Annotated in this window: 27 protein-coding genes; 10 read left to right on the plus strand and 17 right to left on the minus strand. The window is 64.4% G+C overall.

Features of this window, described 5'->3' with window-relative positions:
- From rbfA to AC097O_RS10395, 8 genes are all read right to left on the minus strand, one after another.
- Entirely contained in the window at positions 1–372 is a 372-nt protein-coding gene (gene rbfA / locus AC097O_RS10360; protein ID WP_295957978.1) for a 30S ribosome-binding factor RbfA, read from the minus strand.
- The gene (gene infB / locus AC097O_RS10365; RefSeq protein ID WP_479592699.1) at positions 372–3,323 is read right to left on the minus strand and encodes a translation initiation factor IF-2; all 2,952 of its coding nucleotides are present in this window, start codon (positions 3,321–3,323) and stop codon (positions 372–374) included. The genes rbfA and infB overlap by 1 nt, the downstream gene beginning before the upstream one ends.
- A gap of 24 nt (positions 3,324–3,347) precedes the next feature.
- Complete coding sequence (gene nusA / locus AC097O_RS10370) at positions 3,348–4,853, minus strand: transcription termination factor NusA (RefSeq protein WP_315183220.1); 1,506 nt, start codon at positions 4,851–4,853, stop codon at positions 3,348–3,350.
- Between the two features lie 60 nt (positions 4,854–4,913).
- On the minus strand, positions 4,914–5,504 hold the full coding sequence (gene rimP, locus AC097O_RS10375; protein ID WP_479592700.1) for a ribosome maturation factor RimP: 591 nt from the start codon (positions 5,502–5,504) through the stop codon (positions 4,914–4,916).
- A gap of 243 nt (positions 5,505–5,747) precedes the next feature.
- Positions 5,748–7,337, minus strand: coding sequence for an ABC transporter ATP-binding protein (locus tag AC097O_RS10380; RefSeq protein ID WP_479592701.1), 1,590 nt, complete (start codon positions 7,335–7,337; stop codon positions 5,748–5,750).
- A complete protein-coding gene (locus tag AC097O_RS10385; RefSeq protein ID WP_479592702.1) occupies positions 7,334–8,371 on the minus strand; it encodes an ABC transporter permease in 1,038 nt (345 codons plus the stop codon). The genes AC097O_RS10380 and AC097O_RS10385 overlap by 4 nt, the downstream gene beginning before the upstream one ends.
- Entirely contained in the window at positions 8,355–9,389 is a 1,035-nt protein-coding gene (locus AC097O_RS10390; protein WP_479592703.1) for a microcin C ABC transporter permease YejB, read from the minus strand. The genes AC097O_RS10385 and AC097O_RS10390 overlap by 17 nt, the downstream gene beginning before the upstream one ends.
- Positions 9,390–9,391: 2 nt before the next feature.
- Positions 9,392–11,191 carry an extracellular solute-binding protein gene (locus tag AC097O_RS10395; protein ID WP_479592704.1) on the minus strand — a complete coding sequence of 600 codons (1,800 nt, stop codon included), beginning with the start codon at positions 11,189–11,191 and terminating at the stop codon, positions 9,392–9,394.
- Between the two features lie 81 nt (positions 11,192–11,272).
- Between AC097O_RS10395 and fabI the strand changes: the two genes are divergently transcribed.
- Together fabI and AC097O_RS10405 are read left to right on the plus strand one after the other, a co-directional pair.
- Positions 11,273–12,058, plus strand: coding sequence for an enoyl-ACP reductase FabI (fabI, locus tag AC097O_RS10400; RefSeq protein WP_479592705.1), 786 nt, complete (start codon positions 11,273–11,275; stop codon positions 12,056–12,058).
- 60 nt (positions 12,059–12,118) lie between these two features.
- Positions 12,119–13,009 carry a GNAT family N-acetyltransferase gene (locus AC097O_RS10405; protein ID WP_479592706.1) on the plus strand — a complete coding sequence of 297 codons (891 nt, stop codon included), beginning with the start codon at positions 12,119–12,121 and terminating at the stop codon, positions 13,007–13,009.
- A gap of 217 nt (positions 13,010–13,226) precedes the next feature.
- On the opposite strand, the gene AC097O_RS10410 is transcribed toward AC097O_RS10405, so the two are convergent.
- From AC097O_RS10410 to AC097O_RS10420, 3 genes are read right to left on the minus strand one after another with little or no spacing between them, the layout of a single operon-like run.
- Positions 13,227–14,120, minus strand: coding sequence for an alpha/beta hydrolase (locus tag AC097O_RS10410; RefSeq protein WP_479592707.1), 894 nt, complete (start codon positions 14,118–14,120; stop codon positions 13,227–13,229).
- A gap of 19 nt (positions 14,121–14,139) precedes the next feature.
- Positions 14,140–14,619: a DUF2127 domain-containing protein gene (locus AC097O_RS10415; RefSeq protein WP_479592708.1), complete on the minus strand. Its 480-nt coding sequence runs from the start codon at positions 14,617–14,619 to the stop codon at positions 14,140–14,142.
- The gene (locus AC097O_RS10420; protein ID WP_479592709.1) at positions 14,619–15,854 is read right to left on the minus strand and encodes a cystathionine gamma-synthase family protein; all 1,236 of its coding nucleotides are present in this window, start codon (positions 15,852–15,854) and stop codon (positions 14,619–14,621) included. Before AC097O_RS10420 ends, AC097O_RS10415 begins: the two co-directional genes overlap by 1 nt.
- Positions 15,855–16,001: 147 nt before the next feature.
- On the opposite strand from AC097O_RS10420, the gene AC097O_RS10425 reads away from it, so the two are divergent.
- The 4 genes from AC097O_RS10425 to AC097O_RS10440 all read left to right on the plus strand — a co-directional run bounded on the left by AC097O_RS10425 (position 16,002) and on the right by AC097O_RS10440 (position 20,225).
- Positions 16,002–17,471 carry an aldehyde dehydrogenase (NADP(+)) gene (locus AC097O_RS10425; protein WP_479592710.1) on the plus strand — a complete coding sequence of 490 codons (1,470 nt, stop codon included), beginning with the start codon at positions 16,002–16,004 and terminating at the stop codon, positions 17,469–17,471.
- Positions 17,472–17,640: 169 nt separating this feature from the next.
- A complete protein-coding gene (locus AC097O_RS10430) occupies positions 17,641–18,501 on the plus strand; it encodes a toll/interleukin-1 receptor domain-containing protein (protein ID WP_479592711.1) in 861 nt (286 codons plus the stop codon).
- A 2-nt stretch (positions 18,502–18,503) separates the two neighbouring features.
- Positions 18,504–19,733, plus strand: coding sequence for an OmpA family protein (locus tag AC097O_RS10435; protein ID WP_479592712.1), 1,230 nt, complete (start codon positions 18,504–18,506; stop codon positions 19,731–19,733).
- Positions 19,734–20,225 (plus strand): RipA family octameric membrane protein, encoded by a 492-nt coding sequence (locus tag AC097O_RS10440; RefSeq protein WP_479592713.1) that lies wholly within the window; start codon positions 19,734–19,736, stop codon positions 20,223–20,225. It begins immediately after the preceding gene.
- Here AC097O_RS10440 and AC097O_RS10445 read toward each other — a convergent pair whose 3' ends face one another.
- Positions 20,226–20,717, minus strand: coding sequence for a DUF3299 domain-containing protein (locus AC097O_RS10445; protein ID WP_479592714.1), 492 nt, complete (start codon positions 20,715–20,717; stop codon positions 20,226–20,228). It lies immediately after the preceding gene.
- Positions 20,718–20,832: 115 nt separating this feature from the next.
- Between AC097O_RS10445 and AC097O_RS10450 the strand changes: the two genes are divergently transcribed.
- Positions 20,833–21,078, plus strand: coding sequence for an AbrB/MazE/SpoVT family DNA-binding domain-containing protein (locus tag AC097O_RS10450; RefSeq protein WP_479592715.1), 246 nt, complete (start codon positions 20,833–20,835; stop codon positions 21,076–21,078).
- 47 nt (positions 21,079–21,125) lie between these two features.
- Here AC097O_RS10450 and AC097O_RS10455 read toward each other — a convergent pair whose 3' ends face one another.
- The 4 genes from AC097O_RS10455 to AC097O_RS10470 are packed head-to-tail and all read right to left on the minus strand — an operon-like array spanning position 21,126 to position 23,738.
- Positions 21,126–21,368, minus strand: coding sequence for a hypothetical protein (locus AC097O_RS10455; RefSeq protein ID WP_479592716.1), 243 nt, complete (start codon positions 21,366–21,368; stop codon positions 21,126–21,128).
- A gap of 14 nt (positions 21,369–21,382) precedes the next feature.
- On the minus strand, positions 21,383–22,585 hold the full coding sequence (locus AC097O_RS10460; RefSeq protein ID WP_479592717.1) for an FtsX-like permease family protein: 1,203 nt from the start codon (positions 22,583–22,585) through the stop codon (positions 21,383–21,385).
- Positions 22,582–23,250 carry an ABC transporter ATP-binding protein gene (locus AC097O_RS10465; RefSeq protein WP_479592718.1) on the minus strand — a complete coding sequence of 223 codons (669 nt, stop codon included), beginning with the start codon at positions 23,248–23,250 and terminating at the stop codon, positions 22,582–22,584. The genes AC097O_RS10460 and AC097O_RS10465 overlap by 4 nt, the downstream gene beginning before the upstream one ends.
- On the minus strand, positions 23,247–23,738 hold the full coding sequence (locus AC097O_RS10470; protein WP_479592719.1) for a Fur family transcriptional regulator: 492 nt from the start codon (positions 23,736–23,738) through the stop codon (positions 23,247–23,249). The genes AC097O_RS10465 and AC097O_RS10470 overlap by 4 nt, the downstream gene beginning before the upstream one ends.
- Before the next feature lie 171 nt (positions 23,739–23,909).
- On the opposite strand from AC097O_RS10470, the gene AC097O_RS10475 reads away from it, so the two are divergent.
- From AC097O_RS10475 to AC097O_RS10485, 3 genes are read left to right on the plus strand one after another with little or no spacing between them, the layout of a single operon-like run.
- Positions 23,910–24,635: a metal ABC transporter ATP-binding protein gene (locus tag AC097O_RS10475; protein ID WP_479592916.1), complete on the plus strand. Its 726-nt coding sequence runs from the start codon at positions 23,910–23,912 to the stop codon at positions 24,633–24,635.
- Positions 24,631–25,503 (plus strand): metal ABC transporter permease, encoded by an 873-nt coding sequence (locus tag AC097O_RS10480; protein ID WP_479592917.1) that lies wholly within the window; start codon positions 24,631–24,633, stop codon positions 25,501–25,503. Before AC097O_RS10475 ends, AC097O_RS10480 begins: the two co-directional genes overlap by 5 nt.
- Positions 25,504–25,511: 8 nt before the next feature.
- Positions 25,512–26,390 carry a metal ABC transporter solute-binding protein, Zn/Mn family gene (locus tag AC097O_RS10485; protein ID WP_479592720.1) on the plus strand — a complete coding sequence of 293 codons (879 nt, stop codon included), beginning with the start codon at positions 25,512–25,514 and terminating at the stop codon, positions 26,388–26,390.
- Here AC097O_RS10485 and AC097O_RS10490 read toward each other — a convergent pair.
- A complete protein-coding gene (locus AC097O_RS10490; RefSeq protein WP_479592721.1) occupies positions 26,356–26,976 on the minus strand; it encodes a DUF938 domain-containing protein in 621 nt (206 codons plus the stop codon). The genes AC097O_RS10485 and AC097O_RS10490 overlap by 35 nt on opposite strands.
- Positions 26,977–26,982: the final 6 nt, after the last annotated feature.

Genomic DNA, 26,982 nt, shown 5'->3' on the forward strand with positions numbered 1-26,982 from the left:
TCAGTCTTCCTTGGCCCGGGAAGCCACGGCCCGCGCAATCAGCGCGTTCATGTCCGAGGCTTTCTCGGTGGTCCGGTCGTAGTGGAAGTGCAAGGTCGGCACGGTGTGGATATGCAGCCGCTTGAACAAACCCGAGCGCAGGAAACCTGCGGCCTGGTTCAAACCTTCGGTGCATTCGTCCGGGTTGCCGGTCAGCACACTGAAAAACACCTTGGCGTGCGCGTAGTCGGGCGTGACTTCCACCCCCTGGATGGTCACCATGCCCACCCGCGGGTCTTTCAACTCGCGGGCGATCAGCTCGGTCAGATCCCGCTGGATCTGATCGGCGACTTTGAGGCTGCGGTTGGGCGCAGCGGCTTTGCGTTTGACCATTACAGCGTACGGGCGATTTCTTTGATCTCAAAGAATTCCAACTGGTCGCCCACGGCGATGTCGTTGTAGTTCTTGAGCTTGATACCGCACTCGAAGCCTTCGCGGACTTCGCGCACATCGTCCTTGACGCGCTTGAGCGAATCAATTTCACCGGTGTAGATGACGATGTTTTCGCGCAGCAAGCGGAAGCGTGCACTGCGGTTGACCGAGCCGGTGGTGACCATACAGCCTGCCACCGTACCAATTTTGGACGCCACGAACACCGTGCGGATCTCGGCCATACCGATGATTTCTTCGCGCTGCTCGGGTGCCAGCATGCCGGCCATGGCGGACTTCAACTCATCGACTGCGTCGTAAATGATGTTGTAGTACTTCACGTCCACGGCGTTGTTCTCGGCCAGCTTGCGCGCACCGGCATCGGCCCGCACGTTGAAGCCGATCACGATGGCCTTGGAAGCAATCGCCAAATTGATGTCGGACTCGCTGATCGCGCCCACCGCCGTGTAGACCATTTGCACTTTGACTTCGTCGGTCGACAGCTTGAGCAGCGACTGGGCCAAAGCCTCTTGCGAACCCTGCACGTCGGCCTTGACGATGATCGGCAGCATCTTGACCTCGCCCGCCGTGATGTCGGTGAACATGGTTTCCAGCTTGGCGGCTTGCAGCTTGGCCAACTTGGTGTTGCGGAACTTACCGGCACGGTAGGTAGCGATTTCACGGGCCCGGCGCTCATCCGGCAAGACCATGAATTCATCACCGGCCTGGGGCACTTCGGTCAGACCCTGGATTTCCACCGGGATCGACGGACCTGCCGACTTGGCGGGCTTGCCGTTTTCGTCCAGCATGGCGCGCACGCGGCCATAGGTAGAGCCAGCCAGCACGATGTCGCCGGTCTTCAAGGTACCCGACTGCACCAGCACGGTGGCCACCGGACCCTTGCCCTTGTCCAGACGCGCTTCGATCACTAGGCCCTTGGCCATGGCATCGACCGGTGCCTTGAGTTCCAGCACTTCGGCTTGCAACAGCACCTGTTCCAGCAACTCATCAATACCAAAACCAGTTTTGGCCGAGACGGAGACGAAAGGCGAGCTGCCACCGAAGTCTTCGGGGATCACGTCTTCGATCACCAGCTCGTTCTTGACGCGCTCGGGGTTGGAATCGGGCTTGTCGATCTTGTTGATCGCCACCACGATGGGCACACCCGCAGCCTTTGCGTGCTTGATGGCTTCTTTGGTTTGCGGCATCACGCCGTCATCGGCAGCCACCACCAGAATCACGATGTCGGTAGCCTGCGCACCACGGGCACGCATGGCGGTAAACGCTTCGTGGCCCGGGGTATCCAGGAAGGACACCATACCGCGCGGAGTTTCCACGTGGTAGGCACCAATGTGCTGGGTAATGCCACCGGCTTCACCGGAGGCCACTTTGGCGCGGCGGATGTAATCCAGCAGCGAGGTCTTGCCGTGGTCGACGTGGCCCATGACGGTCACCACCGGAGCGCGCGGCAAGGATTCGGACACTTGCTGCTGCACTTCTTCGACCGTGAAGGCTTCTGGATCGTCCAGCGCTGCCACCACCGCCTTGTGGCCCATTTCTTCGACCACGATCATGGCCGTGTCCTGGTCCAGCGGCTGGTTGATGGAGACCATCTGGCCCAGCTTCATCAGGTGCTTGATCACCTCGGAGGCCTTGACCGCCATCTTGTGGGCGAGTTCGGCCACGGTGATGGTTTCGGGCACGTGCACTTCGATCGTGCGTGCTTCCACCGGTGCCTGCGACATGTTGTCGTCGCGCTGGTCGCGGTCATTGCTGCCACGGCGGCCACGCGGACCTCCGCGCCAGTTGCCACGGCCTACGCCACCGCTGGAGTCGCCACGGGTAGGCAGGGGTTTCTTCTTGGCCGGGTCGGCCCAGCTGCTGGACAGCTTGGCGGATTTGACTTCCTTGCCAGCGCCGGGTGCAGCGGGTGCGCCCACGGCGGGCTTGGCCGGTGCGGCACCGCCGGCAGGCTTGTGCAGCGTGCCCTTCATGGCAGCAGCCTTGGCGGCATCGACCACGGGTGGCTTCACCACCGGCTTGGGTTCTTCCACTTTCTTGTGGGCGACCAGCACCTTCTTGGGCGTGGACATCATCAAGCGAATGGCGGCGGCTTCGGCCTCGGCCTTGCGGCGGCGGTCACCCAGATCGACCACGCGGGCAGCTTCTTCGTCGGCACGGGCCTTGGAATCGGCGGCAGCTTTGGCGCGGGCTTCGTTTTGTGCCTGGACTTTGGCGGCAGCAGCGGCATCGGCAGCGGCGTTGATGTTTTGGCCCACCGCCGACAAACCGGGGGCGGGTGCCGTCGGCGTGGCAGGGTTGGCAGGCGTAGCGGCCTTTTGCTGCTCGGCCTGGGCTGCAGCAGCGGCCTTGGCGGCAGCTTCGGCAGCGGCTTGTTCGGCCACGGCACGCTCGCTGGCATCGCGGGCTTCCTGCTCTTCGCGCAGACGGCGCTTTTCGATCAGTTCTTCTTCCTGGCGGCGCATCAGTTCGGCCTGGCGGCGCGCCTCTTCTTCGCGGCGGGCCAATTCGGCTTCTTCCGCGGCGTTGCTGACGGGCACATCGACCTCGGCCTCAGACTCGGCAGAGCCTTCGATGACACCGTCCATGCCATCTTCACGCTTGATGAAGGTGCGCTTCTTGCGCACTTCCACCTGGATGGTGCGGGCACGGCCGGTGGAGTCGGCCTGTTTGATTTCGCTGGTGGATTTCTTCACCAGGGTGATCTTCTTGCGTTCCAGGGTGGCGGTGCCATGGCTGGCCTGTAAAAAGCCCAGCAGGCGCTGCTTGTCGGATTCGCTCAGGACATCGGACGTAGCGGCTTTCGGCACACCGGCCCCGCGGAGCTGTTCCAGCAGGGTATCGGGAGATTTTTTGAGTTCAGCAGCAAACTCGGCGACGGTAGTAGTGGACATGTATTGTGTGACCTTTCATGACCATTACTCTTGAGAAGCGGCGTCATTGGTAAACCAATGTGCGCGCGCTTTCATGATCAAGGTCGTGGCCTCGTCCTCAGACTGGCCGGTAATTTCGGAGAGCTCATCACCGGCCAAGTCGGCCAGATCGTCGCGTGTGTGGATGCCGCCAGCTTGCAGCTTGGCGATCAATTCGGGGGTCAGGCCTTCGAGGTCGTTCAGGTCTTGCGAGACCGGTTCGGCCGCTTCAGCGTCTTCTTCCAGGGCAATTTCCATGGTCAGCAGCACGTCTTTGGCACGCGAACGCAGCTCATGCACGGTGTCTTCGTCGAAGCTTTCGATTTCCAACATTTCCTGCAGCGGCACGTAGGCGATTTCTTCCAAGCTAGTGAAACCTTCGTGGATCAGGATGTCGGCCATTTCTTCGTCGACATCGAGCTTTTCCATGAACAGCTTGCGGCTGGAGTCGGTCTCGGTGGCCTGCTTCTGGGCCGATTCGGCCGCATCCATGATGTTGATCTTCCAGCCGGTCAATTCGGCGGCCAGGCGCACGTTTTGTCCGCCACGGCCAATCGCAATCGCCAGGTTTTCCTCATCGACCACCACGTCCATGGCGTGGCGCTCTTCGTCCACCACGATGGAAGACACATTGGCCGGGGCCAGGGCACCGATCACGAACTGGGCTGGGTCTTCGCTCCACAGCACAATATCGACGCGCTCACCGGCCAGCTCGTTGGTCACGCCGTTCACACGGGTGCCACGCACGCCCACACAGGTGCCGATGGGATCGACGCGCTTGTCATGCGACAGCACGGCGATCTTGGCGCGCGAACCGGGGTCACGGGCGCAGGATTTAATCTCCAGCAGGCCTTGCTCGATTTCGGGCACTTCCTGGCGGAACAACTCGACCATATAGGCAGGCGAGCTGCGCGACAGGATGATCGGTGCGCCGCGCAGGGTCAGGTCCACTTCCATGATCATGGCGCGGACGCGGTCGCCGGTGCGCAGATTTTCCTTGGGGATCATCTCGCTGCGGCGCAGGCGGCCTTCGACACGGCCGCTCTCCACGATGATGTCGCCCTTGTCCATGCGCTTGACGGTGCCGACAAAAATCTTGTCGCCACGGCTCATGAAGTCGTTGAGCAGCATCTCGCGCTCGGCATCGCGGATTTTTTGCAGAATGACCTGCTTGGCGGCCATCGCGCCAATCCGGCCAATCGGCAGGGACTCGATCGGTTTCTCGATGTAGTCGCCTTCTTCGATGTCAGGAATATCGTCGCGCACGTCCGACACCAGCTCTTCCGCCTCGGGGTTTTGCAAACCGGCGGCATCGGGCACCACCAGCCAGCGGCGGAAGGTTTCGTAGTTGCCGCTGTCACGGTCGAGGGCGACGCGGATATCCACCTCGCCCTGGTACAGCTTTTTGGTGGCCTGCGCCAAAGCCGACTCCACCGCGCCAAAAACAACATCCCGCTCCACGTTCTTTTCACGTGAAATGGCATCTACCAACATCAACATTTCGCGATTCATGTCACGAATCTCCTGAACACTAAAACCAAAAAAACCCCATCCGCAGCGAGCGGCGGAACATCATTCAGGCGCAACACCCGTGTCTTTTGCGTTGCGACCATGGAAACTAACGATGGGGGCCAGCCGGGCATCGCGGATCTCGCTCAAATTGAAACCCATGGCCTGCAAAGGCGCGGGAACGCGCTTCTTGCTGACGCGCACCCCCGGCTTGGGCTCGGGCTCATCGCTCCAGACGATTTGCCAGCTGGGGGCAGCGTCGCCGACAGCCGCCACGGCCTCCAGCGTGCCGCGAAATTTCTTACGGTTGGCGTTGACCTTGCCTTCTGCGGCAACGCCAATGGCCACCTTGAGGTTTACGTCGATCACATAGCCGACGAAACGCTCAAAATCTGTGGTGTTGCGCAGGGGGCGGTCGATACCGGGCGAGGAGACCTCCAGCCGCTTGTATTCCACGCCATCGACTTCCAGTGCAAACTGGAGCTGGCGGGTGACTTTTTCGCAGTCTTCGACGTTGATAAACTGCTCTGGCGCGCCAGCGACCCAGGGATGGTCGATCGTGATGCGCAGCAAACCACCGGCAGAGCGGTCGATCTCTACGAGGTCGTAGCCGAATCCGGTTACGGTTTGTTCAACGATTTCTTGTAACGCCACGTGTGATATTGGTAGGTGCAATAGCCCTAAAAAGCACTTGAAAAGTCTGCTTTTTGGAACCTGTTAAAAACAATCGACCAAAAAAAACGGGCGGTAATTACCCGCCCGTTTGGTCGTGAGCTCTTATTCTAGCCCAGAAAAGGGCAGTATTTAAGCAAAAGACCTGCTCGCCCAGAAGGCGACGCAGGGTTTTTTCTTAAATACTTGTGGGCTTTGCACTCGTTTGTAGGGGCTTTTACGGGACTACGTGCTTGCCGCAACCAAAGTTCGTGTGTAGAGATGCTGCGGCGCGTCCAGCACCTGCGCTACCGGGCCGGTCTCCACGATTTCACCGTTTTGTACCACCAGCACCTGGTGCGCCATGGCGCGGATGACGTCCATGTCGTGGGTGATCAGCAGGTAGGCCAGACCGCGTTCGCGCTGCAGGCGTTGCAACAACTGCAGCACCTGCTGCTGGATGGTCACGTCCAGCGCGCTGGTGGGCTCGTCCAGCACCAAAAGCTGCGGCTGCACGATCAACGCCCGGGCAATCGCCAGGCGCTGGCGCTGCCCGCCGGAGAAAGCGTGCGGGTAGCGCTGCAGCAGGCCGGGGAACTGCGCCTCGTCCATGCCCACGTCGGCCAGCGCCTGGATGACCTGGCGCTGGCGCTCGGCGGCGTTGTGCTGCGGGGCGTGCACGCGCAAGCCCTCCCCCACGATTTCTTCGACCGTCAGGCGTGGCGACAGGGACGAAAACGGGTCTTGGAACACCACCTGGATCTGCGCGCGCAGGGCCTTGTTCTTGGCGGCTTCGCGGCCCCAGGTTTGCCCTCCGATCTGCACGGTGCCGCCGTAAGCTTGCAGGCCTAGTACCGCCAGGGCCAGCGTGGATTTGCCCGAGCCCGACTCGCCCACCACGCCCAGCGTCTGGCTGGGCGGGATGGCGAAGCTGGCACTCTGCAAGGCCACGAACTCGGACTTTTTGAACCAACCGCGGATGCCCGGCAGTGCCGTGGGATAAGCCACCCGCAAACTTTTAGCCTGCAGCAAGGGCGCGGCGGAGTTCTCGGGCGCGACCTCTTCCACCACATTACGCACCGGCTTGCTGGCGATTAGTTTGCGGGTGTAGGCGTGCTGCGGGTTCTCAAAAACTGCCGCCACGGCACCGGTCTCCACGATGTGGCCGCGCTCCATCACCGCCACACGGTCGGCAAACTGGCGCACCAGGTGCAGGTCGTGGGTGATCAGCAGCACCGCCATGCCGTATTGGCGCTGCAGGTCGGACAGGAGGGCCAGAATCTGGCCGCGCACCGTCACGTCCAGGGCGGTAGTGGGCTCGTCGGCCAGCAGCAGTTTGGGTTTGCAGGCCAGGGCCATGGCAATCATGGCGCGCTGGCGCTGTCCGCCGCTGAGCTGGTGCGGGTAACTGCCCACCCGGCGGGCGGGTTCGGTCACACCCGTGCTCGCTAGCATTTCAATAGCTGCTTGTGCCGATTGGATGGGCGTGAGGCCTTGTTTTAGTTCAAAAACCTCGGCAATCTGGCGGCCAATGGTGAACAGCGGGTTCAGCGCCGTCATCGGCTCCTGGAAGATCATGGCGATGTCTTGGCCGCGGATGCCACGCAGCGTGTGCTCGGGTAGCGCCAGCAGGTCTTGCCCGCCAAACAGCGCCTTGCCCGAGGTCTGCGCATCGGCCACCAGGCGCAGCAGGCTTAAGGCGGAGATGGTTTTGCCCGACCCCGACTCGCCCACCAGCGCCAGCTTTTCGCCGGGCTGGATCTGGAAGCTGATGCCGTTGACTACCGGTTTGCCGTCAAAGCTGACCGTCAAGTCCTGCACGTCGAGCAAACTCATGCCTGCGCCTTCCGAGGGTCGAGTGCATCCCGCAGCGCATCGCCCATGAACGTCAGCAGCAGCAGCGTGATCGCCAGCACCGCAAAGGTCGACAGCGAAATCCACCACGCGTCGATGTTCGCCTTGCCCTGGCTCAGCAACTCGCCCAGCGACGGGGTGCCCGGCGGCACGCCCAGGCCCAGAAAGTCCAGCGAGGTCAGCGCCAGAATGGCCGCACTCATGCGGAATGGCAGAAAGGTGACCACGGGCGTGAGGCTATTGGGCAGGATGTGCCGCCAGATGATCTGCGCATTGCCCACGCCCAGAGCGCGTGCGGCCTTGACGTAGTCCATCTGGCGGTTGCGCAGAAACTCGGCACGCACGTAGTCGCTCAGGCCCATCCAGCCAAACAGGCTGAGTAGCACCAGCAGCAGGCTGATGCTGGGCGCAAAAATCGCGCTGAAGATGATCAGCAAATAAAGCTCGGGCATGGAGCCCCAGATCTCGATGAAGCGCTGAAAGGCCAGGTCGGTCTTGCCGCCAAAAAAGCCCTGCACCGCCCCGGTAACGATGCCCAGCACCGTGCCCACTAGTGTGAGCGCCAGCGCAAACAGCACGCTGACGCGAAAGCCGTAAATCAACTGCGCCAAGAGGTCACGCCCCCGGTCGTCCGTGCCCAGCAGGTTGTCGCGCGACGGGGCCGACGGGTTGGGAAATTGGGCAAAGTAGTTCAGCGTCTTGGGACCAAAAGGGTTGGGTGGGTAGATGGCCCAGTTGCCGTCTTTCGCCAGTTGCGCCTTGATGAATGGGTCCAGGTAGTCGGTGGGCGTGGGGAAGTCGCCGCCAAAGGTGGTTTCGGCGTAGTCTTTCACCAGCGGGAAATAGGTTTGGCCCTGGTAGCGCAGCACCAGCGGGCGGTCGTTGCTCAGCACCTCGGCCAGCAGGCTCAAGACCACCAGCACGCAGAAAATCACCAGACTCCCGTAGCCCAGGCGGTTGCGTTTGAAGCGCTGCCATGCGCGCTTGGATGGGCTAGGGCTAATCAAATCTGACACGAGGGTCTACCCAGACGTAACAAAGATCGGAAATCAGCTTGGTCACCAGGCCGATCAGCGTAAACAGGTACAGCGTGCCCAGCACCACGGGGTAGTCGCGGCGGATCACGCTCTCGTAGCTCAGCAGGCCCAGGCCGTCAAGCGAAAACAGGGTTTCGATCAGCAGCGAGCCGGTGAAAAACGCGCCGATGAAGGCGGCAGGAAAGCCGGTGACGATGGGGATCAGCGCATTGCGCAACACGTGCTTCCATAGCACCTGCCTCTCTGTAAGGCCCTTGGCGCGGGCCGTCAGCACGTACTGCTTGCGGATTTCTTCCAGAAACGCGTTCTTGGTCAGTATGGCGGTCACGGCAAAGCTGCCCAGCACCATGGCGGTGACCGGCAACGCGATGTGCCACAGGTAGTCCACCACCTTCGCGCCCCAACTCAGCGTGTCCCAATTGCTGGAGGTCAGCCCGCGCAGCGGAAACCACTGCAACTGCCCACCGAAAATCACCACCAGCGCCACGCCCAGCACAAAGCCGGGGATGGCGTAGCCCACCAGGATCAGCAGCGTGGTCACAAAGTCAAACCGCGACCCGGCCCGCACCGCCTTGGCAATGCCCAGCGGCACCGCAACCAGATAGCTCAAAAAGAAGGTCCACAGCCCCAGGCTGATGGACACCGGCAGCTTCTCTTTCACCAGCTGCCACACGTCCTTGTGCTGGTAGAAGCTCTGGCCCAGGTCGAACCGGGCAAACTGGCCCAGCATCTGCCAAAAGCGCTCATGCGCGGGCTTGTCGAAACCGTAGAGCTGGCGGATTTCTTCGATCTGTTTCGGGTCTATTCCCTGCCGCCCCCGGTAGCCCGCGCCCGAAGCCGCCGCACGCTCGCCCCCCGAATCGCGGCCCTGCAGTTGCGACACCATCTGCTCCACCGGCCCGCCGGGCACGAACTGCACCACGGCAAAGGTCACCAGCAGCACGCCCAGCAGCGTAGGCACCATCAGCAGAATGCGTTTAAGGATATAGGCGAGCATGGCTATTTGTTGCTGGGCGATGCCCACCAGGTGCTGCTGGCCCAGCCATCCACCTGGTAGTACGGCGGCGTGGTGGCGGGCAGCACGAAGGGGGCGGGCCGGTAGCCCACAAAGAAGGCGTTGCTGAACCACTGCGGGATGGAATAGTGGCCGTGGGTCAGCACCCGGTCCAGGGCGCGCATGGCGGTAGCTAGCTCGGGCCGGGTGGTGGCGGTAACGACCTTTTGCAGCAGCGCATCCACCGCAGGGTCGGCAATACCCCAGATGTTGTTAGAGCCGGGCGTAGCCGCCGCCTTGGAGCCGTACAGCTCCAGCAGCTCACCGCCGGGCGCGCTGCTGCCCACCAGGCGCACGCTGGTCATCTCGAAATCAAACGCATCCATTTTTTGCTTGGACAGCGAGAAATCCACCACCCGCAACTGCAGCGCAATGCCCAGCTTTTCCAGCGACTTTTGCAGCGGTGCTACCACCCGCGCCAGGCTGGGCTGGTCGTTCAGAAATTCGATGGTGAAGGCCTCGCCCTGGGCATTGCGCAGTGCACCATCGCGGTAGTCCCAGCCCGCCTCATGCAGCAGCTTTTGCGCCTGGCGCAGGTTGTCGCGCAGGCTGTGTGGCGGCGCGGTGCTGGGCGACAGGTAGGCCGGGCCAAACACCTCGGGCCGCAGTTTCGCCCGCAGCGGCTCAAGCAGGGCCAGCTCGTCCGCGCCGGGCAGGCCCTGGGCCTGGAATTCGCTATTGGGGAAGTAGCCGTTGACGCGCTGGTAGGCACCGTAGAACAGCTGGCGGTTCAGCCAATCGAAGTCCATCGCCAGGCCCAGCGCCTCGCGCACCCGCACGTCTTTGAATTTGGGGTTGCGCAGGTTCAGCACATAGCCCTGGAAGTCGCCCGGGTTGCGGTTCACAAAGGTGGCTTTTTTCAGCGTGCCGTTGTCAAACTGCTTGCCCACGTACTGCCGCGCCCAGTTGCGCGAGATGAATTCGCGCATGAAGTCGAACTCTCCGGCCCGCAGCCCCTCGAAGCGCGAGGTTTCATCCAGGTAGATTTTGTAGGTGATGCGGTCGAAGTTGAACTGGCCCTTGCGCACGCCCAGGTCGCGCGCCCAGTAGGCCGGGTCGCGGGTGTAAGTGATGTCGCGGCCCAGCTTCGGGGTGGTGATCTTGTACGGGCCGGAGCCGATGGGCACCTGCTCCACCACGGTATCAAACGGCACACCCTTGCCCCAGGCGCGGCTGAACACCGGCAGGCCGGTGCCCACCACCAGTGGCAGCTCGGGGTTGGGGTTGGCAAAGTCGAAGCGTACCGTGCGCTCGCCCAGCACCACCACGCCCTTCACCTCGGCAAAAATGCTGCGGTACTGCGGCGCGGCCAGCTTGCTGACCAGGGTGTTGAAGGAGTAGGCCACGTCGGCGGCCAGCACCGGCGTGCCGTCATGGAAGCGGGCGGCGGGGTGCAGTCTGAAGGTGGCGGACAGCTTGTCGGGGGCGACCTCCACGTCCTCGGCTAGCAGGCCGTAGGCGGTGGTGGGCTCTTCCATATTGCCCACCAGCAGCGCCTCCATCAGCATGCCACCAATCCCAAAAGGGGCCGTGCCCTTCAAGGTGAACGGGTTGAACTTGTCGAAGTTGGTGGGCCGGGTGGGCGGAACCATGCGGATCTCGCCACCCTTGGGGGCATTGGGGTTCACATAGCTGAAATGGCTGAACCCGGCGGGGTATTTCACGTCGCCAAATTGCGCATAGGCATGCGCGCCCCAGGCGGGCACGCAGCAACACATCAACAGAAAAAGTCCTGCAACCCGCATGCGACAATTCTGCAATACTTTTTGACACGGGCCGGGCCGCAGGGAATAGCCGGTGTCGCTTACTTTTTCAGGAGATAAAAAATGGGCTTTCTGGCTGGCAAAAAACTACTCATCACCGGCGTCCTGAGCAACCGCTCCATCGCCTACGGCATTGCCAAGGCCTGCCACCGCGAAGGCGCGGAGCTGGCATTCAGCTACGTGGGCGAGCGCTTCAAAGACCGCATCACCGAATTCGCCGCCGATTTCGACTCCAAGCTCATCTTTGATTGCGACGTGGGCGACGACGCGCAAATCGACAAGCTGTTTACCGACCTGGCCCAGACCTGGCCCACGTTTGACGGCTTCGTCCACAGCATCGGCTTTGCCCCGCGCGAAGCCATCACCGGCGACTTTTTAGAGGGCTTGAGCCGCGAAAGCTTCCGCGTGGCCCACGACATCAGTGCCTACAGCTTCCCCGCCATGGCCAAGGCCGCCCTGCCCTACCTCAGCGACAAGTCGGCCCTGCTCACGCTCACCTACCTGGGCAGCCTGCGCGTCTTGCCCAACTACAACACCATGGGCCTGGCCAAAGCCAGCCTGGAAGCCAGCGTGCGCTACCTGGCCGAGTCGGTGGGCCCCAAGGGTGTGCGGGTCAACGGCATCAGCGCCGGCCCCATCAAAACCCTGGCCGCCAGCGGCATCAAGGACTTCGGCAAGATGCTCAAGGCCACCGCAGAGTGCCCCATCCGCCGCAACGTAACGATTGACGACGTAGGCAATGTGGCCGCGTTTTTGCTGAGCGACCTGGCCGCAGGCGTGAGCGCCGAGATCACCTATGTGGACGGCGGCTTCAGCCAGGTGGTGGGCGGCATCGGCGAGGCGGTTTAAGCCAAAAGTGCTGCTAGCGCTTATGGAATGGGCGTGAGCAGCTATCAAATTTAAGCAACCATGCAGATCGAAATTGACGACCTCAGCCGCCCGCAAATCCACGATTTGCTGCAAGAGCATCTGGACAACATGTACGAGCTGTCGCCGCCAGAGTGCGTGTTTGCGTTGGATATTGACAAGCTGCGCGCCCCCGACATCACGTTCTGGACCGCCTGGGACGGCCCGCTGCTGCTGGGCTGCGGCGCACTGAAGCAGCTCGATACCCACCACGGCGAACTCAAATCCATGCGCACCCCCGCCGCCCACCGCGGCCGCGGTGCCGGGCGCGCTCTGCTGATGCACATCCTGCAAGTCGCCCAAGCCCGCGGCTACACCCGCATCAGTCTGGAAACCGGCACCGCCAGCGCCTTCCACCCCGCCCAAAAACTCTACGCCAGCGTAGGCTTTGCCTTCTGCGGCCCTTTCGCCAGCTACCAAGAGAACCCGCACAGCGTGTTCATGGCGCTGGATTTGCAAGTACCGGGGTACACCATGGCCAGCGACACCCTTCCTATCAACTACCGGCGCGACGCAGATGCCAGCGACGCAGCGCTCAACGCCCTGTTTGCGCAGGCGTGGCCCGGCCACCAGGACCGCTCTTTCCGGCCTGTATTGCAGGCGGGCTTCACCAGCATCTGCGCCTACAGCGGCGAGGCGCTGGTGGGCTTCGTGAACATCGCCTGGGACGGCCAATCGCACGCCTTTGTACTCGACCCCACCGTGGCCCCAGCCTTCAGAAGGCAAGGCATAGGCCGCCAACTCGTGCTGCACGGCATTGCCGCCGCAAAAAGCGCCGGCCTGGCCTGGGTCCACGTGGACTTTGAACCTGCGCTGCGCGGGTTCTACCAGCAATGTGGCTTCCAGACCTCGGAGGCCGGGGTGATCCAGCTGGCATCGTTTACGCCTGCCTAAAACCCCATGCAGCTGCTTCTTGTCCGCCATGGGCAAACAGACTTCAATGCGGAACACCGCTGCCCACATGGACTCACGCCCGTGCAGCCGAAACCATTTGCTCCGTTATTGATAGTAAAAAACAAGAGCATCTCGTGCTGATTGAATGGGCACGAGAGGCCGATTTGGTATATGAAAAACGGCCTAAAAATCAAAGAGAGGAAAAAAATTTCCGCTTTCACGCCCCTTGAGGCAGCGCCTCCCCCCGCACAAAGGCCACCACGGTCGGCAGCACCGGGGCCAGCCAGTCCAAAGGCCGGGCCAGGGCGGCGATGGTGGTGACGTGGCCGAGGCGGTCGAAGATGCGCACGTCCACATGGGTGCCTGCGGCGCGCAGCCGAGTCGCCAGGCCGAGGGTATTGCGCTGCGTGTTCACCACGGTGTCGCTGCGCCCTGCCAGCAGCAAGGTGCGGGGGGCTTTGGCGGATGCGTAGAAGATGGGCTGGGAATCGGCCGGGGTCTGCGGCCAGCCGAAGGCGACTTGCACCTCGGGGTCGATGATGGGCAAAAAGTCGTAGGGCCCGGCCAGACCGATCCAGCCTGCTAACTGTTTCGGTGCCAGGCCCAGGGGGGCCAGCCAGCGCGGATCCAGGGCCAGCATGGCGGCGTTGTAGGCACCGGCGGAATGGCCCATCACCATGACACGCGCCGGGTCGCCACCCAGCTGGGCGGCCTGCGACAGAGTCCACTGCAGGGCCAGGGCGCAGTCGGCCAGCAGACCGCCATAGTGCACGTGCGGGCTCAGGCGGTAGTCAGCCACCACGGCGATGATGCCATTCGCCGCCAGGGCCTCGCCGACGAAGCGGTAGTCGGCCCGCTCGCCGCGCGTCCAGTTGCCACCGTAGAAAAACAGCACCACCGGGGCACCGCCGGGCGCCGTGCCCGCTGCGGGCTGGTACACGTCCAGCAAATGCCGAGGGTCGGGGCCATAGGCCACGCCGGTGGGGCCGTGGTAGGTGTCGTGGGCAACCAGGCGGTCCAGCAGCCGGGCACCCGAGCAGCCGGACAGCAGGGCGGAACCGATGCCTAGGAGGCCCAGACGGCGAGAAATCGGGAGGGAAAAATGGGGCATGCGAGCAGTACGCCGCCAATCAGCGTTTGGATTCACCGGCCTTGCGCTGCCGCCACAACCGAAACACCAAATAACCCGTCAGCAGCACGTTGCTGGCCAGCACCAAGCCGGTCATGGCCGTAGGCCGGTGCCATAAATGCTGCAACTCAAACGGGATGTACAGCCCGCCCGACAGTGCCGCCAGCACCTCGCCCCAGGTTTTGTCGAACCACAAGCCATAGGCCTCCACCAGCCGCAGCACGACATAGCACGCGCCCAGCAACACCAGCGACTGCAGGTGCGCGCCCGGCAGCAGGTCGGCGTAGTGCAACAGCAGCGACGGGTAGCGCGCGTGCGGGTCCAGGCCGAAGCGGCCAATCAGCTCGATGGCCAGGTGCCGCACGTCGTGGTGCACCAGGTCCAGCAGGCCCAGCAAAGCGGCCAGCGCGGCAAAGCCTTTCAGCGCCTCAAACGCCGCGATGGCGTGCAGCGCCTGGCGACCGCCGGGCCGGGCAGGCATCAGGTCGCCAGGGCCTGCGCGAAGTCGGCCAGCAGGTCGGCGGCATCTTCCAGGCCCACCGACAGGCGGATCAGCCCGTCGGCAATGCCCATTTGCGCACGCACCTCGGCCCCGGCTTCCCAGAAGATGGTGGGCGCCACGGGGATGATCAGCGTGCGGGTGTCGGCCAGGCCGGTGGCCTTGACGGGGATGTGCAGGCGGTTGATGAAGGCCAGGCAGGCATCCGCATCGGCCAGCTCAAACGACAGCAGCCACGAACCGGCGCTGAAATGCGCCTTGGCCCGCGCATGCTGCGGGTGCGATTCGAGCATCGGGTAATGCACCTTGACGACCGCCGGGTGGGCTTCCAGAAACTGCGCCAAAGCCATGGCGGTGGCGCTGCTATGGGCCACGCGCAGGGCCAAGGTTTCGGCCCCCAGGGCGATCTGGTGGGCGTGCTCGCTCATCATCGACGCACCCATGTCGCGCAGGCCTTTTTTGCGGATCTGCTGCAGACCCCACTGGCGCGGGTCGCCCTTGCGGTAGTTGGCAAAAATGGCCGGGTAGCTGCTCCAGTCGAAGAGGCCGGTGTCGGTGACCGATCCGCCCATGGCGCTGCCGTGGCCCGCGATGGTCTTGGTCAGCGCGTTGACCACCAGGCTGGCACCCACACTCTTGGGCTGGAACAGCACCGGCGAGGTGATGGTGTTGTCCACCACATAGACCAGGCCGTGCAGCTTGCACACCGCGTCAATGCCCACGAAGTCAGGGATCTGCGTGCCGGGGTTGGCAATGGTTTCCACAAACACCATGCGCGTATTCGGCTGCACCGCAGCGGCCACGGCGGCGGCATCGGTCGCGTCCACCGTGGTCACCTCGATACCCAGGCTGCGCAGGGTGCCGAAGACGCTGTTGGTGTTGCCAAACACGTAGCGGCTGGCCACCAGGTGGTCGCCCGCGCGCAGCAGGGTCAAAAAGATGGCGCAGATCGCGCCCATGCCGGTGGCAAAGCAGATGCTGCCCAGGCCGTCTTCCATCTTGGTGATCTTGGCTTCCAGCGCCGCCGTGGTGGGCGTGCCCTGGCGGGCGTAGTTGTACGCGCCTTTGAGCGTGCCCTGGAACACGCCGATCAAATCTTCGACCTTGTCAAACCCGTACTGCACCGAGGTGTGCACGGGCATGTGCACCGCACCGTTTTCGACCCCAAAGGCCCGGTCGCCGTGGAGGGTGGTGGTGGTAAATCCTTGGGTAGCCATGAACTTCTCTCTTCTCTTGTGAAACTTTGGCCCCAATTAGAGCATTCCATGCGCCCGGCATCCCGTCGCAACGGGATGTTACGATTTAGTGCTACCTCCGGCCTAAATCGGCCCGCCCCCTTTTCTCCCCCAACCCGAGACTCCCCCATGCTGCAATCTATCGAAGCCCGTACCGGCAACGCCGTCGGCGCGCAATGGCCCGAATCCACCCAGGCCGAGATCACCCAGACCGTAGCCGCTGCGGCTGCTGCATCGGATGCATTCGCCGCCACCTCGGCCACCCAGCGCGCCAGCCTGCTGCGCGCCCTGTCTGCCGCCCTGGAAGCCGAGCGCACCACCCTGGTGGCCCTGGCCGACCGCGAAACCGGCCTGGGCCTGCCCCGGCTGAACGGCGAACTCGACCGCACCACCTTCCAGCTGCGCGGCTTTGCCGATGTGCTGGACGCGGGCACGGTGCATGCCTATGTGGACGATGAGGCTGTGGCCGGCCCGCCGCCCGCAGGCCGCCCGCACCTGGCCCGCGTGCGTGTGCCGGTGGGTCCGGTGGCGATGTTCTCGGCCAGCAACTTCCCGTTTGCCTTCTCTGTGCTCGGCGGCGACACCGCTGCCGCCCTGGCCGCCGGTTGCCCGGTGGTCGTCAAAGGCCACCCCGCCCACCCCGAACTTTCGCGCCAGACCGCCGCATTGGCGCAGCGCGTGGTGGCCGAGCAAGGCCTGGATGCGGGCGTGTTCGGCTTTGTGCAAGGCGGCTCCATCGAGGTGGGTGTACAGCTGGTGCAGGCGCCGGCCATCGCCGCCGTGGCCTTTACCGGCTCCTTCAAGGGCGGCACCGCGCTGGCCAAGATAGCAGGGGACCGCCCCCGCCCCATCCCCTTCTACGGCGAACTCGGCTCGGTGAACCCGCTGGTGGTGCTGCCCGCGGCTGCCGCCAAAAACGGCCCCGAGCTGGCCGCCACGCTGGCCGGATCGATCTGCCAGGGCGCAGGCCAGTTCTGCACCAGCCCCGGCATCGTGCTGGTACACAAGGATGCCGCGTCCGACGCGTTCATCACCGCCTTTGCCGCCGCCCTGCAGGCCCTGCAACCGCACGCCATGCTGTCATCCGCCATCCGCTCCACCTTCGACAAGGGCGTGGCCCGCTGGCGCGCCGATGCGGCCCTGACCCCGCTGGTGGCCGATGTGTCCGAAGCAGCCGCCCCCCGCCCGTTCCTGGCCGAAGTGCAGGCCGCCGACTTCATCGCCAGCCACGCGCTGCACGAAGAGGTGTTTGGCTCCGCCGCCCTGGTGGTGCGTGTGGCCTCGGTGGAAGAAACCATCGCCGTGCTACGCGCCATTGGCGGCACGCTGACCGTCACGCTGTGGGGTGCGGAGACCGAAGACGCATCCACCCGCAACCTGGTCCGCGCCGCCACCCAGGTCGCGGGCCGCGTGCTGTTTGCAGGCGTGCCTACGGGCGTGGCCGTGACCGGCGCGCAGCACCACGGCGGGCCGTTCCCGGCCTCCACCCAGCCCTTCACCACCTCGGTGGGCTATGCGGCGGTAGACCGCTTCCTGCGCCCCGTGGCATTGCAGGACGCACCAGCCTGGCTGGTGGAGCGCAAGGGCGTGCCCTGCTGATCGATTTGCTACTATCTTGATAGCTGCTCGTGCTGACTGGATAAGCACGAGCAGTCTAAAAAGCTTGTAAACGGAAGCTGTAAACAAACTGCCTGTTGTTCCTGCCCGGGGGTAAGATATTTGCTGCCCCCGGCCTGCCGGGTGGCATCCACCGCCACGGGGAACGTCAATGGCAGACATCTTCCTGAGCTACAACGAGAAAGACCGCCCACGGGTGCGCCAACTGGCGCAGGCCCTGGAGCGCGCGGGCTGGTCCGTCTGGTGGGACCGCCGCGTGCCCGCGGGCCTGACCTGGCGCAGCCTGCTGGAGCAGGAGCTGCAAAACATGCGCTGCATGCTGGTGCTGTGGTCCAGCAACTCCGTCAAAAGCGAATGGGTCTGCGAAGAAGCCACCGAGGGGCGGCTGCTGGGGCGGCTGATTCCGGTGTTCCTGGAAAAGGTGCGCCCGCCCGCCGGGTTTCGCGAGGTGCAGGCCGCCGATCTGGTGGACTGGGACGGCAGCCACGACACCATCGGCCTGCAGCAATTGCTGGACGACATTGCCCACAAGCTGGGCACCCCCAAGGTGGTGCGGCAAGACCCGGCTCCCCCGATCGCGGAAGAAGAACCCCCACTACCCCAGCCCACCCCGCCCATCCCCACCCCCTGGCAACCCTGGAAGCATTGGGGCTTGATGGCCGCGCTGCTGCTGGTGGCCGTGGGCATCTACCTGGGCGTGGGTGTAGTCAAGCAACGCGAGGCGGTGGTGCCGGTAGCGGCCCCAACCGCCGCCAGCACACCCAGCGCTGCGGTGGTTGCAGACCCACCCACCTTCGGCATGCCTACCTCCATCCCCGACATGGCCCCCAACAACCCGGTGCCGGTGGTGACCGCCGCCACGCCCGCCATCAAGCTACCGCCTGTAAACGCCGCCACCGCCACACCACCCAAGCGCACGCCACCCGCCCGCTGCAGCGCCATCCGCGAGCGCCAGGGCATGGGCGAAATGCCGTCGGCGGCGGACCAGGCTTTTCTGAACAAGGAGTGCTAGCCATGCAACGCCTCACCCTGCTCCCTTTGGCCCTATTGACGGCCTGCACCCAGCTGCCGCCTTTCGGCCCGGCAAGCGCCCCGGCCCCGGTGGCTGCCGCACCGGCACCGCCTGCAGCAGCGGCCCCCGCCGCTCCACCACCGCCCACCCTGCCCTATGACGAGGCCGTCAGCAACGCTGCCACCGCACTGTTCAAAAATGCCCAGTTGCCCGGCCCGCCGCGCTACACCGTGGTGATCGACCCGCTGGTGGATGGCATGACCGGGGCGCAGTCCAGCGCCACCCGCTCCATGGGTCAGCGGCTGGAGGCCATGATCCGAGCGCAGTACCCGCAGTTCGACCTGCAGCCGTTTACCGCCGCCAACGTGGCGCGCAGCCCGCTGGTGCTGATAGGCACCTTCACCGGCGTGAACGCGGCGCGGCAGACGGCGGGCGTGCGCGAGGCCTACCGCATCTGCTTTGCGCTGGCCGACCTGAAAACCGGCAAACTGGTCAGCAAGGGGCTGGCTTTCTCCAAGCCCGAGGGCGTGGACAGCACCCCCTTGCCCAGCTTCCGCGACGCGCCCGCCTGGACCGAAGATCCGGCCACGCTGGGCTACATCCGCACCTGCCAGGGCACCCGCGCGGGCGACCCCATCAACGCCTTGTACACCGAGCGCATCGTCGCTGCCGCCCAGGTGGCCGAGGCCATGGAAGCCTACGACGCGGGCCGCTACCAGGAGTCGCTGGACCTGTACACCAGCGCCCAGCGCACGGCGGCAGGCGACCAGTTCCGGGTCTACAACGGCATCTACCTGGCCCAGTGGAAGCTGGGGCGGCGCGACCGGGCCGAGGCCGCCTTCGGCAAGATCGTGGACTTTGGCCTGGCGCAAAAACGCCTGGCGGTGAAGTTTTTGTTCCGCCCCGGCTCCACCGCTTTCGGAACAGACAACCGCCAGACCGAGGCCTACCCGCTGTGGCTCAAATCCATCGCCACCCAGACCGCCAGCAGCCCCGCCTGCCTGGAAATCACCGGCCACACCAGCGCCACCGGCCCCGAGCCGCTGAACGAGCGCCTGTCGCAACTGCGCGCCGAATACGTCAAAACCCGGCTCGAAGCCAGCAACCCCACCCTGGCCAAGCGCAGCATCGCCAACGGCATGGGTTCCCGGCAAACCATGGTGGGCAACGGGCGCGACGATGCTTCGGACGCGCTGGACCGCCGGGTGGAATTCAAAGTGATTGGGTGCTGAATGTCCGCCGACGCATTGCAGCTGCTGCGCCAGTCCAAAGCCATCTACGGCGCAGAGTATGAAAAGCACCTGTTCGAGCAGTACAAGCTCTACGTGGACATGGCCGACCGCATCAGCGCCCGGCGCATGCTGGCCAACTCGTTCTTTGTGGGCGTGCACACCGCGCTGATCACGGCGTTTACCGTGATGCTGAAGGAGAAAGTGCTGCAGCCCACCCTCAGCGGGCTGGCCCCGTTTTTGGCGGTGGTGCTGCTGTGCTTCATCTGGTGGCGGGTGGTGTATTCCTACCGCCAGCTCAATTCCGCCAAATTCAAGGTGGTGCACGCCCTGGAGCAGATGCTGCCCGTCGCCCCCTATGACGCGGAATGGACCGCCATGGGCCGCGGCATGGATGCCCGCCTGTACCTGCCGCTGACCCATGTGGAAAACTGGGTGCCGGTGTGCTTTGGGCTGCTGTATGTGCTGCTGGGGGTGACGCTGTATACCGGCTGACTACTGCACACCCACCGCATCCACCATCCGGTAGTACAGGCCGTACTGGTCGTCGGGCAACACCGCGAACGTGCCCTCCACGATGACCGGCTCCAGGCTGTACTTCACCGGGGTTTTGGACTTCACCTCGACCATGCTCTCCGGCCCGCCGGGCAGGCAGAACGAGCAGGTCAGCGGTACGGACGTGAGCAAAAAGTGCTTTTGGGTTTTGCCCGCGTCCAGCGGCACCATGAAGCCCTGGATGCGCTGGGTTTTCTGGTGCAGGGCCAGCTGTTGTTGGCCGAAATTGGGCAGGATGCGGTTTTTGATGGCCTTGGTCTTGACCGCAGACAGCACCGACCACGGCACCACATCGGCCCGCTCGGGTAGTGGGGCAAACGGGCTGTTGGGGCTGTGGAAGCCAGGGCCGGAGCCTGCGGGCAGGTCGATGGGCTGGGCGCTGGCCGCGCCAGCGGCCAGGGCGAATCCAAGGAACAAGAGTTTTAATGGCATGGGCATAGTTTTCAAAGTCGTGGGCAGTTCAATGCCCATTTTTAGTTTGCACCATCTACCGGTGCATGGAGAATGATCTATCCCGCAATCACGTAAAGAGCAGAAAGAGCCCCGCATGGCCACCGCAACAGTTTCCTCCAAAGGGCAGATCACCATCCCTCGGGATGTGCGCCGCGCCCTGCAAATCACCACTGGCGACCGTGTCGAATTTGTCGAATGGGAACCGGGGCGCTACGAAATCGTGGCGGCTTCCCAATCGGCAACGTGGTTAAAAGGCATGTTCGGCGTAGCGGTTAAAACCGTTTCGGTGGAAGAAATGAACCGAGTCATCGCAGTCATCTGTAAAGCATCGGTCCAGTGACTGGGCCGCATCACTAGCTGAGGTTTCCCGGCGCATCGCTGGGTACATCAATGCTCGTGTTTCATCCCGCAATATTTTCCAATCGCAATCCCCTTGCAGGCCGCCTGCAAAGCTTTGGTGCAGGCATCTTCGCCCTTCCCTGCCTCGCGGCACTGGGCGGCTGCGGTGTGGGCGGCGGCGATGGCGCGGTGGCGAGCGACGTCGGCTTGGGTGTCTTGGGCGCTCTCGGCGGCGATGGCGCTGGCGGCGAACAGGCTTGTAAAGATCAAGGCAGCGAGGGTTTTGGGCATACAGAAAACTCCAGTTAACGGTGGTTGAGCAAGGTGGTCACATCCAGGCGGTAGGCTTCCCAGGCGGGCAGTGCGGCGGCCAGGGTGGCGACTGCCGCGCCCAGCAGCAGCACCCACCACTCGCCAGGCAACCAGATCCAGCCGGTTAGCGGCAGCGAGCGTTCGGCCTGCAGCCAGCTACCCACCAAACCCGCCAGCAGATGCCCGCCGAGCAGGCCCAGGGCGGTGGCCATGGCGGCCAGCAGCAGGGCCTCGCACAGCACCAGCCCGGCCACCTTAAAAGGCGATGCGCCCAGCATGCGCAGCATGGCCAGGTCGGCGCGGCGTTCGCGCACGGCATTCCACAGGGCGATGAAGACGCTCAAGCCCGCCGTGAGCAACAGCACCGCGCCAAAGCCGCGCAGCACCTCGGTGCCCACGCCCACCATGCGCAGCAGGCGGGTGATTTCCACTGCGGGCGCGGCCGCCTGCATCTCGGTGGTGGTGTTGATGAAGCGCGGAAAGGTGACTGCGGCCAGCGGGCTTTTGTAGGTGATCAGCGCCAGGGTAATTTCGCGCTCCTGCTCCAGGATTTTCTGGTCTTCATCAATCAGGGCCGTGGCTTTTTCGTGCACTTTCCAGACCGATTCGGTGGCCGTCAGCACTAGCCGGTCGAGCACGCAGCCGCAGGGGGCCAGCACGCCGGTGACGGTGTAGGGAAAGTCGCCGTGGATATGGCCGGTGCCGCCCAGGCCGTGCGAGCCGTAGAAGGTGTTGCCCACGGCCAAGCCCGTATTTTTGGCGACCTGCGCACCCACCAAAGTCTGCATGGGCTGGCTCCATAGCGTGCCCTGGGCCAGGGTGGCACCGTAGTGCGCGGCATAGGCCGGGCTGGTGCCGACGATGCGAAAGCCCCGGAAGGTATCGCCCAGGCTGATGGGGATGAGCTGGGCCACGCGCGGGTCTTTTTCGAGCTGTTGCACAGCCTCTAGCGGGATGTTGCCGGGCGGCACGTCGATGTGGAACACGCCCGCCAAAATGAGCTGCATGGGGCTGCCCTTGGCCCCCACCACCGCGTCGATACCGGCCAGGTCGCGCTCAAACGCGCGGTCCATTTGCTCGCTGGTGATCCACACAAAGGTGATGCTGGCCAGGCCCAGCGCCAGCAGCAGCAAATTCAGCGCCGCAGACAAGGGGCGCGACCACAAGTAGCGAAAGGCAATTGCTACTATCTTCATAGCTGGCTGTGCTTATCCAATAAGCGCTGGGTTCCGATTTGGCATGTCAACGCATGGGGCAAGGCCGCCGCCACCCGCGCGTCGTGGGTGGCGATGACCAGCGTGGCGTGGCAACGCTGGGCACTGGCCAGCAGCAGGGCCAGGGCGGACTGGGCGGTGGCATCGTCCAGGCTGGCGGTGGGCTCGTCGGCCAGGATCACTTTCGGCTGCAGCAGCACGGCCCGGGCCAGGGCCACCCGCTGGGCCTGGCCGCCCGAGAGCTGGCGCGGTTTGCGCGCAGCCAAGTCGCCCAGGCCCAGGGCCTCCAGCGTGCGGCGCACGGCCTGCGGGTCGTCGGGCACGCCTGCGGCCCACTGGGCCATGGCCAGGTTGCCCGCCACGGTGAGCGCTTCGCTCAAATGGAGTTTTTGGGGCAAAAAGCCGATGACGCTGGCCCGCCAAGCATCGGTAGCTACTTTTTGGATAGCAGCCAGGTCTTGACCGGCTACCGTGATCTGCCCGCTGGCGGGGCGCAGCAAACCGGCTGCCAGCGCCAGCCAGGTGGATTTGCCCGCGCCCGACGGGCCGCGCAGCAGCAGCACGCCGCCTTGGGGCACGTCGGTATCGGGGAATTCCAGCTTGGCTGCTCCGGGGTAGGCATATGCCAGTTGCGCAGTGCGGATCAACGCGCCAACCTTTTGGCGGGCGCGCAATCGCCGCAAATCCCGCGCAGCGCCAGGTCCACGCTGACGTTTTGCTGCCCCAGGGTTTTCAGGGCCTGGATGGCAGCGATCGCGGCCTGGGCCAACTCGGCGTTGGTCTTGTCCATCTGGCCTTCCAGGGGCAGATCGCGGTGGCAGGCGTTGCACTCGAAATGCGGCGCGGCGGGCGCGTCGTCCACCACAGCCTGGTAATGGCGCACGCGCTCGGCATCCACCTTGCAACGCAGCAGGCCCACCTCGGACAGGCGGTCCAGCAGCCGGTAGAGCGTGACGCGGTCCAGGGTGATGCCGGCATCCATGGCCAGTGCCTCCTGCACCTGGGCGTGGGTCCAGCGCGTGTCGGCATGGGCGCGCAGCCACTCGACCACCAGCCGGGCGGCGTTGGTGCGGCGCAGGCCGTGGGCGACCAGCAGGTCGTCGGTAGAAGTAGAAGAGGTGGACGCAGAGGTCATGGCTACTCGCATTCTTAAACGCAACTGTGTTGCGATATACTTTTGCAATCGAGTTGCATTATTACCCTAAATGAAAACCCCCCGCTCCAGCTTTCTGGCTTTATCGGCCCCGGCCCGCCTGCTGCGCGCCGTCCCCGCCCTGCTCCTTTTGTGGCTGGCCGTGGCCTGGGCATCCGGGCCATGGTGACGCTGGACGGCTTGACCGTCACCTACCGCGACCGCCCCACCCTGCACGGGGTCAGCGGCAGCTTTGCGCCCGGCTCGCTCACGGCGGTGGTGGGGCCGAACGGTGCAGGCAAAAGCACGCTGCTGAAAAGCATCTTGTCGCTGCTGCCCATCGCCCAGGGCAGCCTGCAGGTGCACACGCCGCGCTCGCGCATCGCCTATTTGCCCCAGCAGTCGGCCATCGACCGCAGCTTTCCCATCACCGTGCATGACTGCGTGTTGCTGGGGGCCTGGCAGGCGGCGGGCGCGCTGGGCGGCTTGGACCGTGCGGTGCTGGACGAGGCGGATGCGGCCCTGCACACCGTGGGCCTGTGCGGGTTTGCGCAGCGGCCCATCAGCGCCTTGTCGGCCGGGCAGTTCCAGCGGGTGCTGTTTGCGCGGCTGCTGCTGCAGGACGCAGATTTGATCCTGCTGGACGAGCCCTTCAATGCCATCGACAGCAAAACCACGGCCGAGCTGCTGGCCCTGGTGGCCGACTGGCATGCCCGCCAGCGCACGGTGATTGCGGTGCTGCACGACCACAGCCAGGTGCACCAGCACTTCCCGCAGACGCTATTGCTGGCACGCGGCGTGGTGGCCTGGGGCGACACGGCCGAGGTGTTGACCCCGCAGCATCTGGGCCAGGCACGTCTGCTGGGCGAGAGCTGGGACGACCACTTACACGCGAATTGAAGCCATGCCGCATTTTTACGATTGGGCAATCGCCCCCTTCGCCGACTTCCTGTTCATGCGCCGCGCACTCGTCTCGGCCCTGGCGCTGGCCCTGGGTGCGGCACCGCTGGGCGTGCTGCTCACGCTGCGCCGCATGAGTCTGTTTGGCGAAGCGCTAAGCCACGCCATCCTGCCCGGCGTGGCGCTGGGCTTTTTGTTCTTCGGCCTGTCGGCCATCGCCATGACGCTGGGCGGGCTGCTGGCTGGCATGCTGGTGGCGGCGGTGTCGGGCCTGGTGAGCCGCGCCACGGTGCTGCGCGAGGACGCGAGCCTGGCGGCGCTGTACCTGGTGTCGCTGGCGCTGGGGGTGATGCTGGTGTCGCGCCGCGGCTCCCAGCTGGATTTGCTGCACATCCTGTTTGGCAGCGCGCTGGGCGTGGATGCCAGCGGGCTGGTGCTGGTGGCCGGGGTGGCCACGCTCACCGTGGGCGCGCTGGCCGTGTTTTACCGGGCATTTTTGCTGGAGAGCTTCGACCCAGCCTACCTGCAAAGCGCCAGTGGCCGCAAGGCCGCGGTGGTGCAGCAGGGCTTTTTGCTGCTGGTCGTGCTGAACCTGGTCGCGGGCTTCCAGACCCTGGGCACGCTGATGGCCGTGGGCATCATGATGCTGCCCGCCGTGTCGGCCCGTTTGTGGCACGACACCCTGCCCGCGCAAATGCTCAACGCCGTGGCGCAGGCGGCGGTGGCCAGCTTCCTGGGCCTGCTGATTTCCTACCACCAGGACACCGCCAGCGGACCTACCGTCATCGTCTGCGCCGGGAGCCTGTACGCCCTGTCGCTCTTGCTGGCCCCCCGCGGCTGGCTGCGCCAACACCGATTTACTACTTAGGAGTTTTTATGCTTTTCAAACGTCTGTTCGCTGCCATCGCCATGGCCGCATCTTTTACCGCATCCGCCCAAATCCCGGTCACTACCAGCTTCAGCATCCTGGGCGACCTGGTGAAGGTGGTGGGCGGCGACCGGGTGGCCGTGACGGCCCTGGTCGGCCCCAACGAAGATGCCCATGTGTTCGAGCCCAAACCCGCCGATGCCAAGGCCATCCTGCAGTCCCGACTGGTGGTCAGCAACGGCCTGGGCTTCGAGCCCTGGATGGGCAAGCTGGTGCAATCTGCGGGCTACAAAGGGGCCAGCGTGATTGCCTCCACCGGCGTGCAGCCCCGCAAGATGCAGCACGATGGGCATACCGAAACCGACCCGCACGCCTGGCAAAACCCGGCCAACGTGATCTTTTACGTGAACAACATCCGCAAGGCGCTGGAGCAGCTCGACCCCGCCGGGGCCACCACGTACACGGCCAACACCGCAGCCTACGTAGCAGAGTTGCAAGCGCTGGATGCCTGGGCCACCACCCAGTTTGCCGCCGTGCCCGCCGACAAGCGCAAGGTGATCACCTCGCACGATGCGTTTGGCTACTTTGCCGCCCACTACCAGCTGACATTTCTGGCCCCGCAAGGCGTGTCCACCGACGGTGAAGCCAGCGCCAAGCAAGTCGCCAGCCTGATCCGCCAGATCCAGCGTGAAAAAATCAAGGCGGTGTTTGTGGAGAATATGGCCAACCCCAAGCTGCTGGCGCAGTTGTCGAAGGAAGCCAGCGTAGTCCCCGGTGACACCTTGTACGCCGACGCGCTATCGGCCCCCGACCAGCCCGGTGCCAGCTATCTGAAGATGGCGCGCCACAACATCACGGCGCTGGTGGCGGGTTTGCAGAAGAACTAAAAATAAGCAGCAGGTTGTTGGCCGGCATGGCTACCCGCTCGCGCAGCGCCAGGCCCGCCAACGCTGCCTGCTGCACCACATCGTCCAGTTGCCGGATACCCCAGGTGGGGTCGCGCTGGCGCAGGTCGGCGTCAAAGTCCAGGTTGCCCGCCGACGTGGGCACACCGCGCTCCAGGTAGGGGCCGTAGGTGATGAGCACGCCGTCGACGGCCAGATGGGCGGCGGCACCGCGCATCAGCGCCGCGCAGGTGGCCCAGGGGGCGATGTGCAGCATGTTGGCGCAGTAGATGGCATTGAACTTGTCCACCAACGGCCACGGGGCCAGCACGTCCAGGCGCACCGGTGGCAGCACATTCGCCACCCCGGCTTGCGCGCACCAGTAAGCAATCGACCCAAACCCATCGTCCTGCGCATCGCTGGGCTGCCAGGTCCAGCCGGGCAGGCCCTGGGCGAAACCGGCCACGTGCTGGCCGGTGCCACTGGCGATTTCCAGGGCCGTGCCCTGTGCGGGCAGGACGCGCTGCAAGACTTTCAGGATGGGCGGCAGATTGCGTTCGGCGGCGGGGCTGTGCTGGGGAAAGTTCATGGTTTC

The organism is Rhodoferax sp. LS1P39, assembly GCF_056521425.1.

Bases quoted from the DNA above. Each gene is read 5' to 3' on its own strand.
- AC097O_RS10440 (WP_479592713.1), top strand. From the start codon at position 19,734: ATGTCCGCCGACGCATTGCAGCTGCTGCGCCAGTCCAAAGCCATCTAC.
- AC097O_RS10415 (WP_479592708.1), bottom strand. From the start codon at position 14,619: ATGCCTGCCCGGCCCGGCGGTCGCCAGGCGCTGCACGCCATCGCGGCG.
- AC097O_RS10490 (WP_479592721.1), bottom strand. From the start codon at position 26,976: ATGAACTTTCCCCAGCACAGCCCCGCCGCCGAACGCAATCTGCCGCCC.
- rbfA (WP_295957978.1), bottom strand. From the start codon at position 372: ATGGTCAAACGCAAAGCCGCTGCGCCCAACCGCAGCCTCAAAGTCGCC.
- AC097O_RS10390 (WP_479592703.1), bottom strand. From the start codon at position 9,389: ATGCTCGCCTATATCCTTAAACGCATTCTGCTGATGGTGCCTACGCTG.
- AC097O_RS10450 (WP_479592715.1), top strand. From the start codon at position 20,833: ATGGCCACCGCAACAGTTTCCTCCAAAGGGCAGATCACCATCCCTCGG.
- nusA (WP_315183220.1), bottom strand. From the start codon at position 4,853: ATGAATCGCGAAATGTTGATGTTGGTAGATGCCATTTCACGTGAAAAG.
- AC097O_RS10460 (WP_479592717.1), bottom strand. From the start codon at position 22,585: ATGAAGATAGTAGCAATTGCCTTTCGCTACTTGTGGTCGCGCCCCTTG.
- AC097O_RS10455 (WP_479592716.1), bottom strand. From the start codon at position 21,368: ATGCCCAAAACCCTCGCTGCCTTGATCTTTACAAGCCTGTTCGCCGCC.
- AC097O_RS10395 (WP_479592704.1), bottom strand. From the start codon at position 11,191: ATGCGGGTTGCAGGACTTTTTCTGTTGATGTGTTGCTGCGTGCCCGCC.
- AC097O_RS10485 (WP_479592720.1), top strand. From the start codon at position 25,512: ATGCTTTTCAAACGTCTGTTCGCTGCCATCGCCATGGCCGCATCTTTT.
- AC097O_RS10445 (WP_479592714.1), bottom strand. From the start codon at position 20,717: ATGCCATTAAAACTCTTGTTCCTTGGATTCGCCCTGGCCGCTGGCGCG.
- AC097O_RS10410 (WP_479592707.1), bottom strand. From the start codon at position 14,120: ATGCCCCATTTTTCCCTCCCGATTTCTCGCCGTCTGGGCCTCCTAGGC.
- AC097O_RS10405 (WP_479592706.1), top strand. From the start codon at position 12,119: ATGCAGATCGAAATTGACGACCTCAGCCGCCCGCAAATCCACGATTTG.
- AC097O_RS10430 (WP_479592711.1), top strand. From the start codon at position 17,641: ATGGCAGACATCTTCCTGAGCTACAACGAGAAAGACCGCCCACGGGTG.
- AC097O_RS10425 (WP_479592710.1), top strand. From the start codon at position 16,002: ATGCTGCAATCTATCGAAGCCCGTACCGGCAACGCCGTCGGCGCGCAA.
- AC097O_RS10420 (WP_479592709.1), bottom strand. From the start codon at position 15,854: ATGGCTACCCAAGGATTTACCACCACCACCCTCCACGGCGACCGGGCC.
- AC097O_RS10380 (WP_479592701.1), bottom strand. From the start codon at position 7,337: ATGAGTTTGCTCGACGTGCAGGACTTGACGGTCAGCTTTGACGGCAAA.
- AC097O_RS10435 (WP_479592712.1), top strand. From the start codon at position 18,504: ATGCAACGCCTCACCCTGCTCCCTTTGGCCCTATTGACGGCCTGCACC.
- infB (WP_479592699.1), bottom strand. From the start codon at position 3,323: ATGTCCACTACTACCGTCGCCGAGTTTGCTGCTGAACTCAAAAAATCT.
- fabI (WP_479592705.1), top strand. From the start codon at position 11,273: ATGGGCTTTCTGGCTGGCAAAAAACTACTCATCACCGGCGTCCTGAGC.
- AC097O_RS10470 (WP_479592719.1), bottom strand. From the start codon at position 23,738: ATGACCTCTGCGTCCACCTCTTCTACTTCTACCGACGACCTGCTGGTC.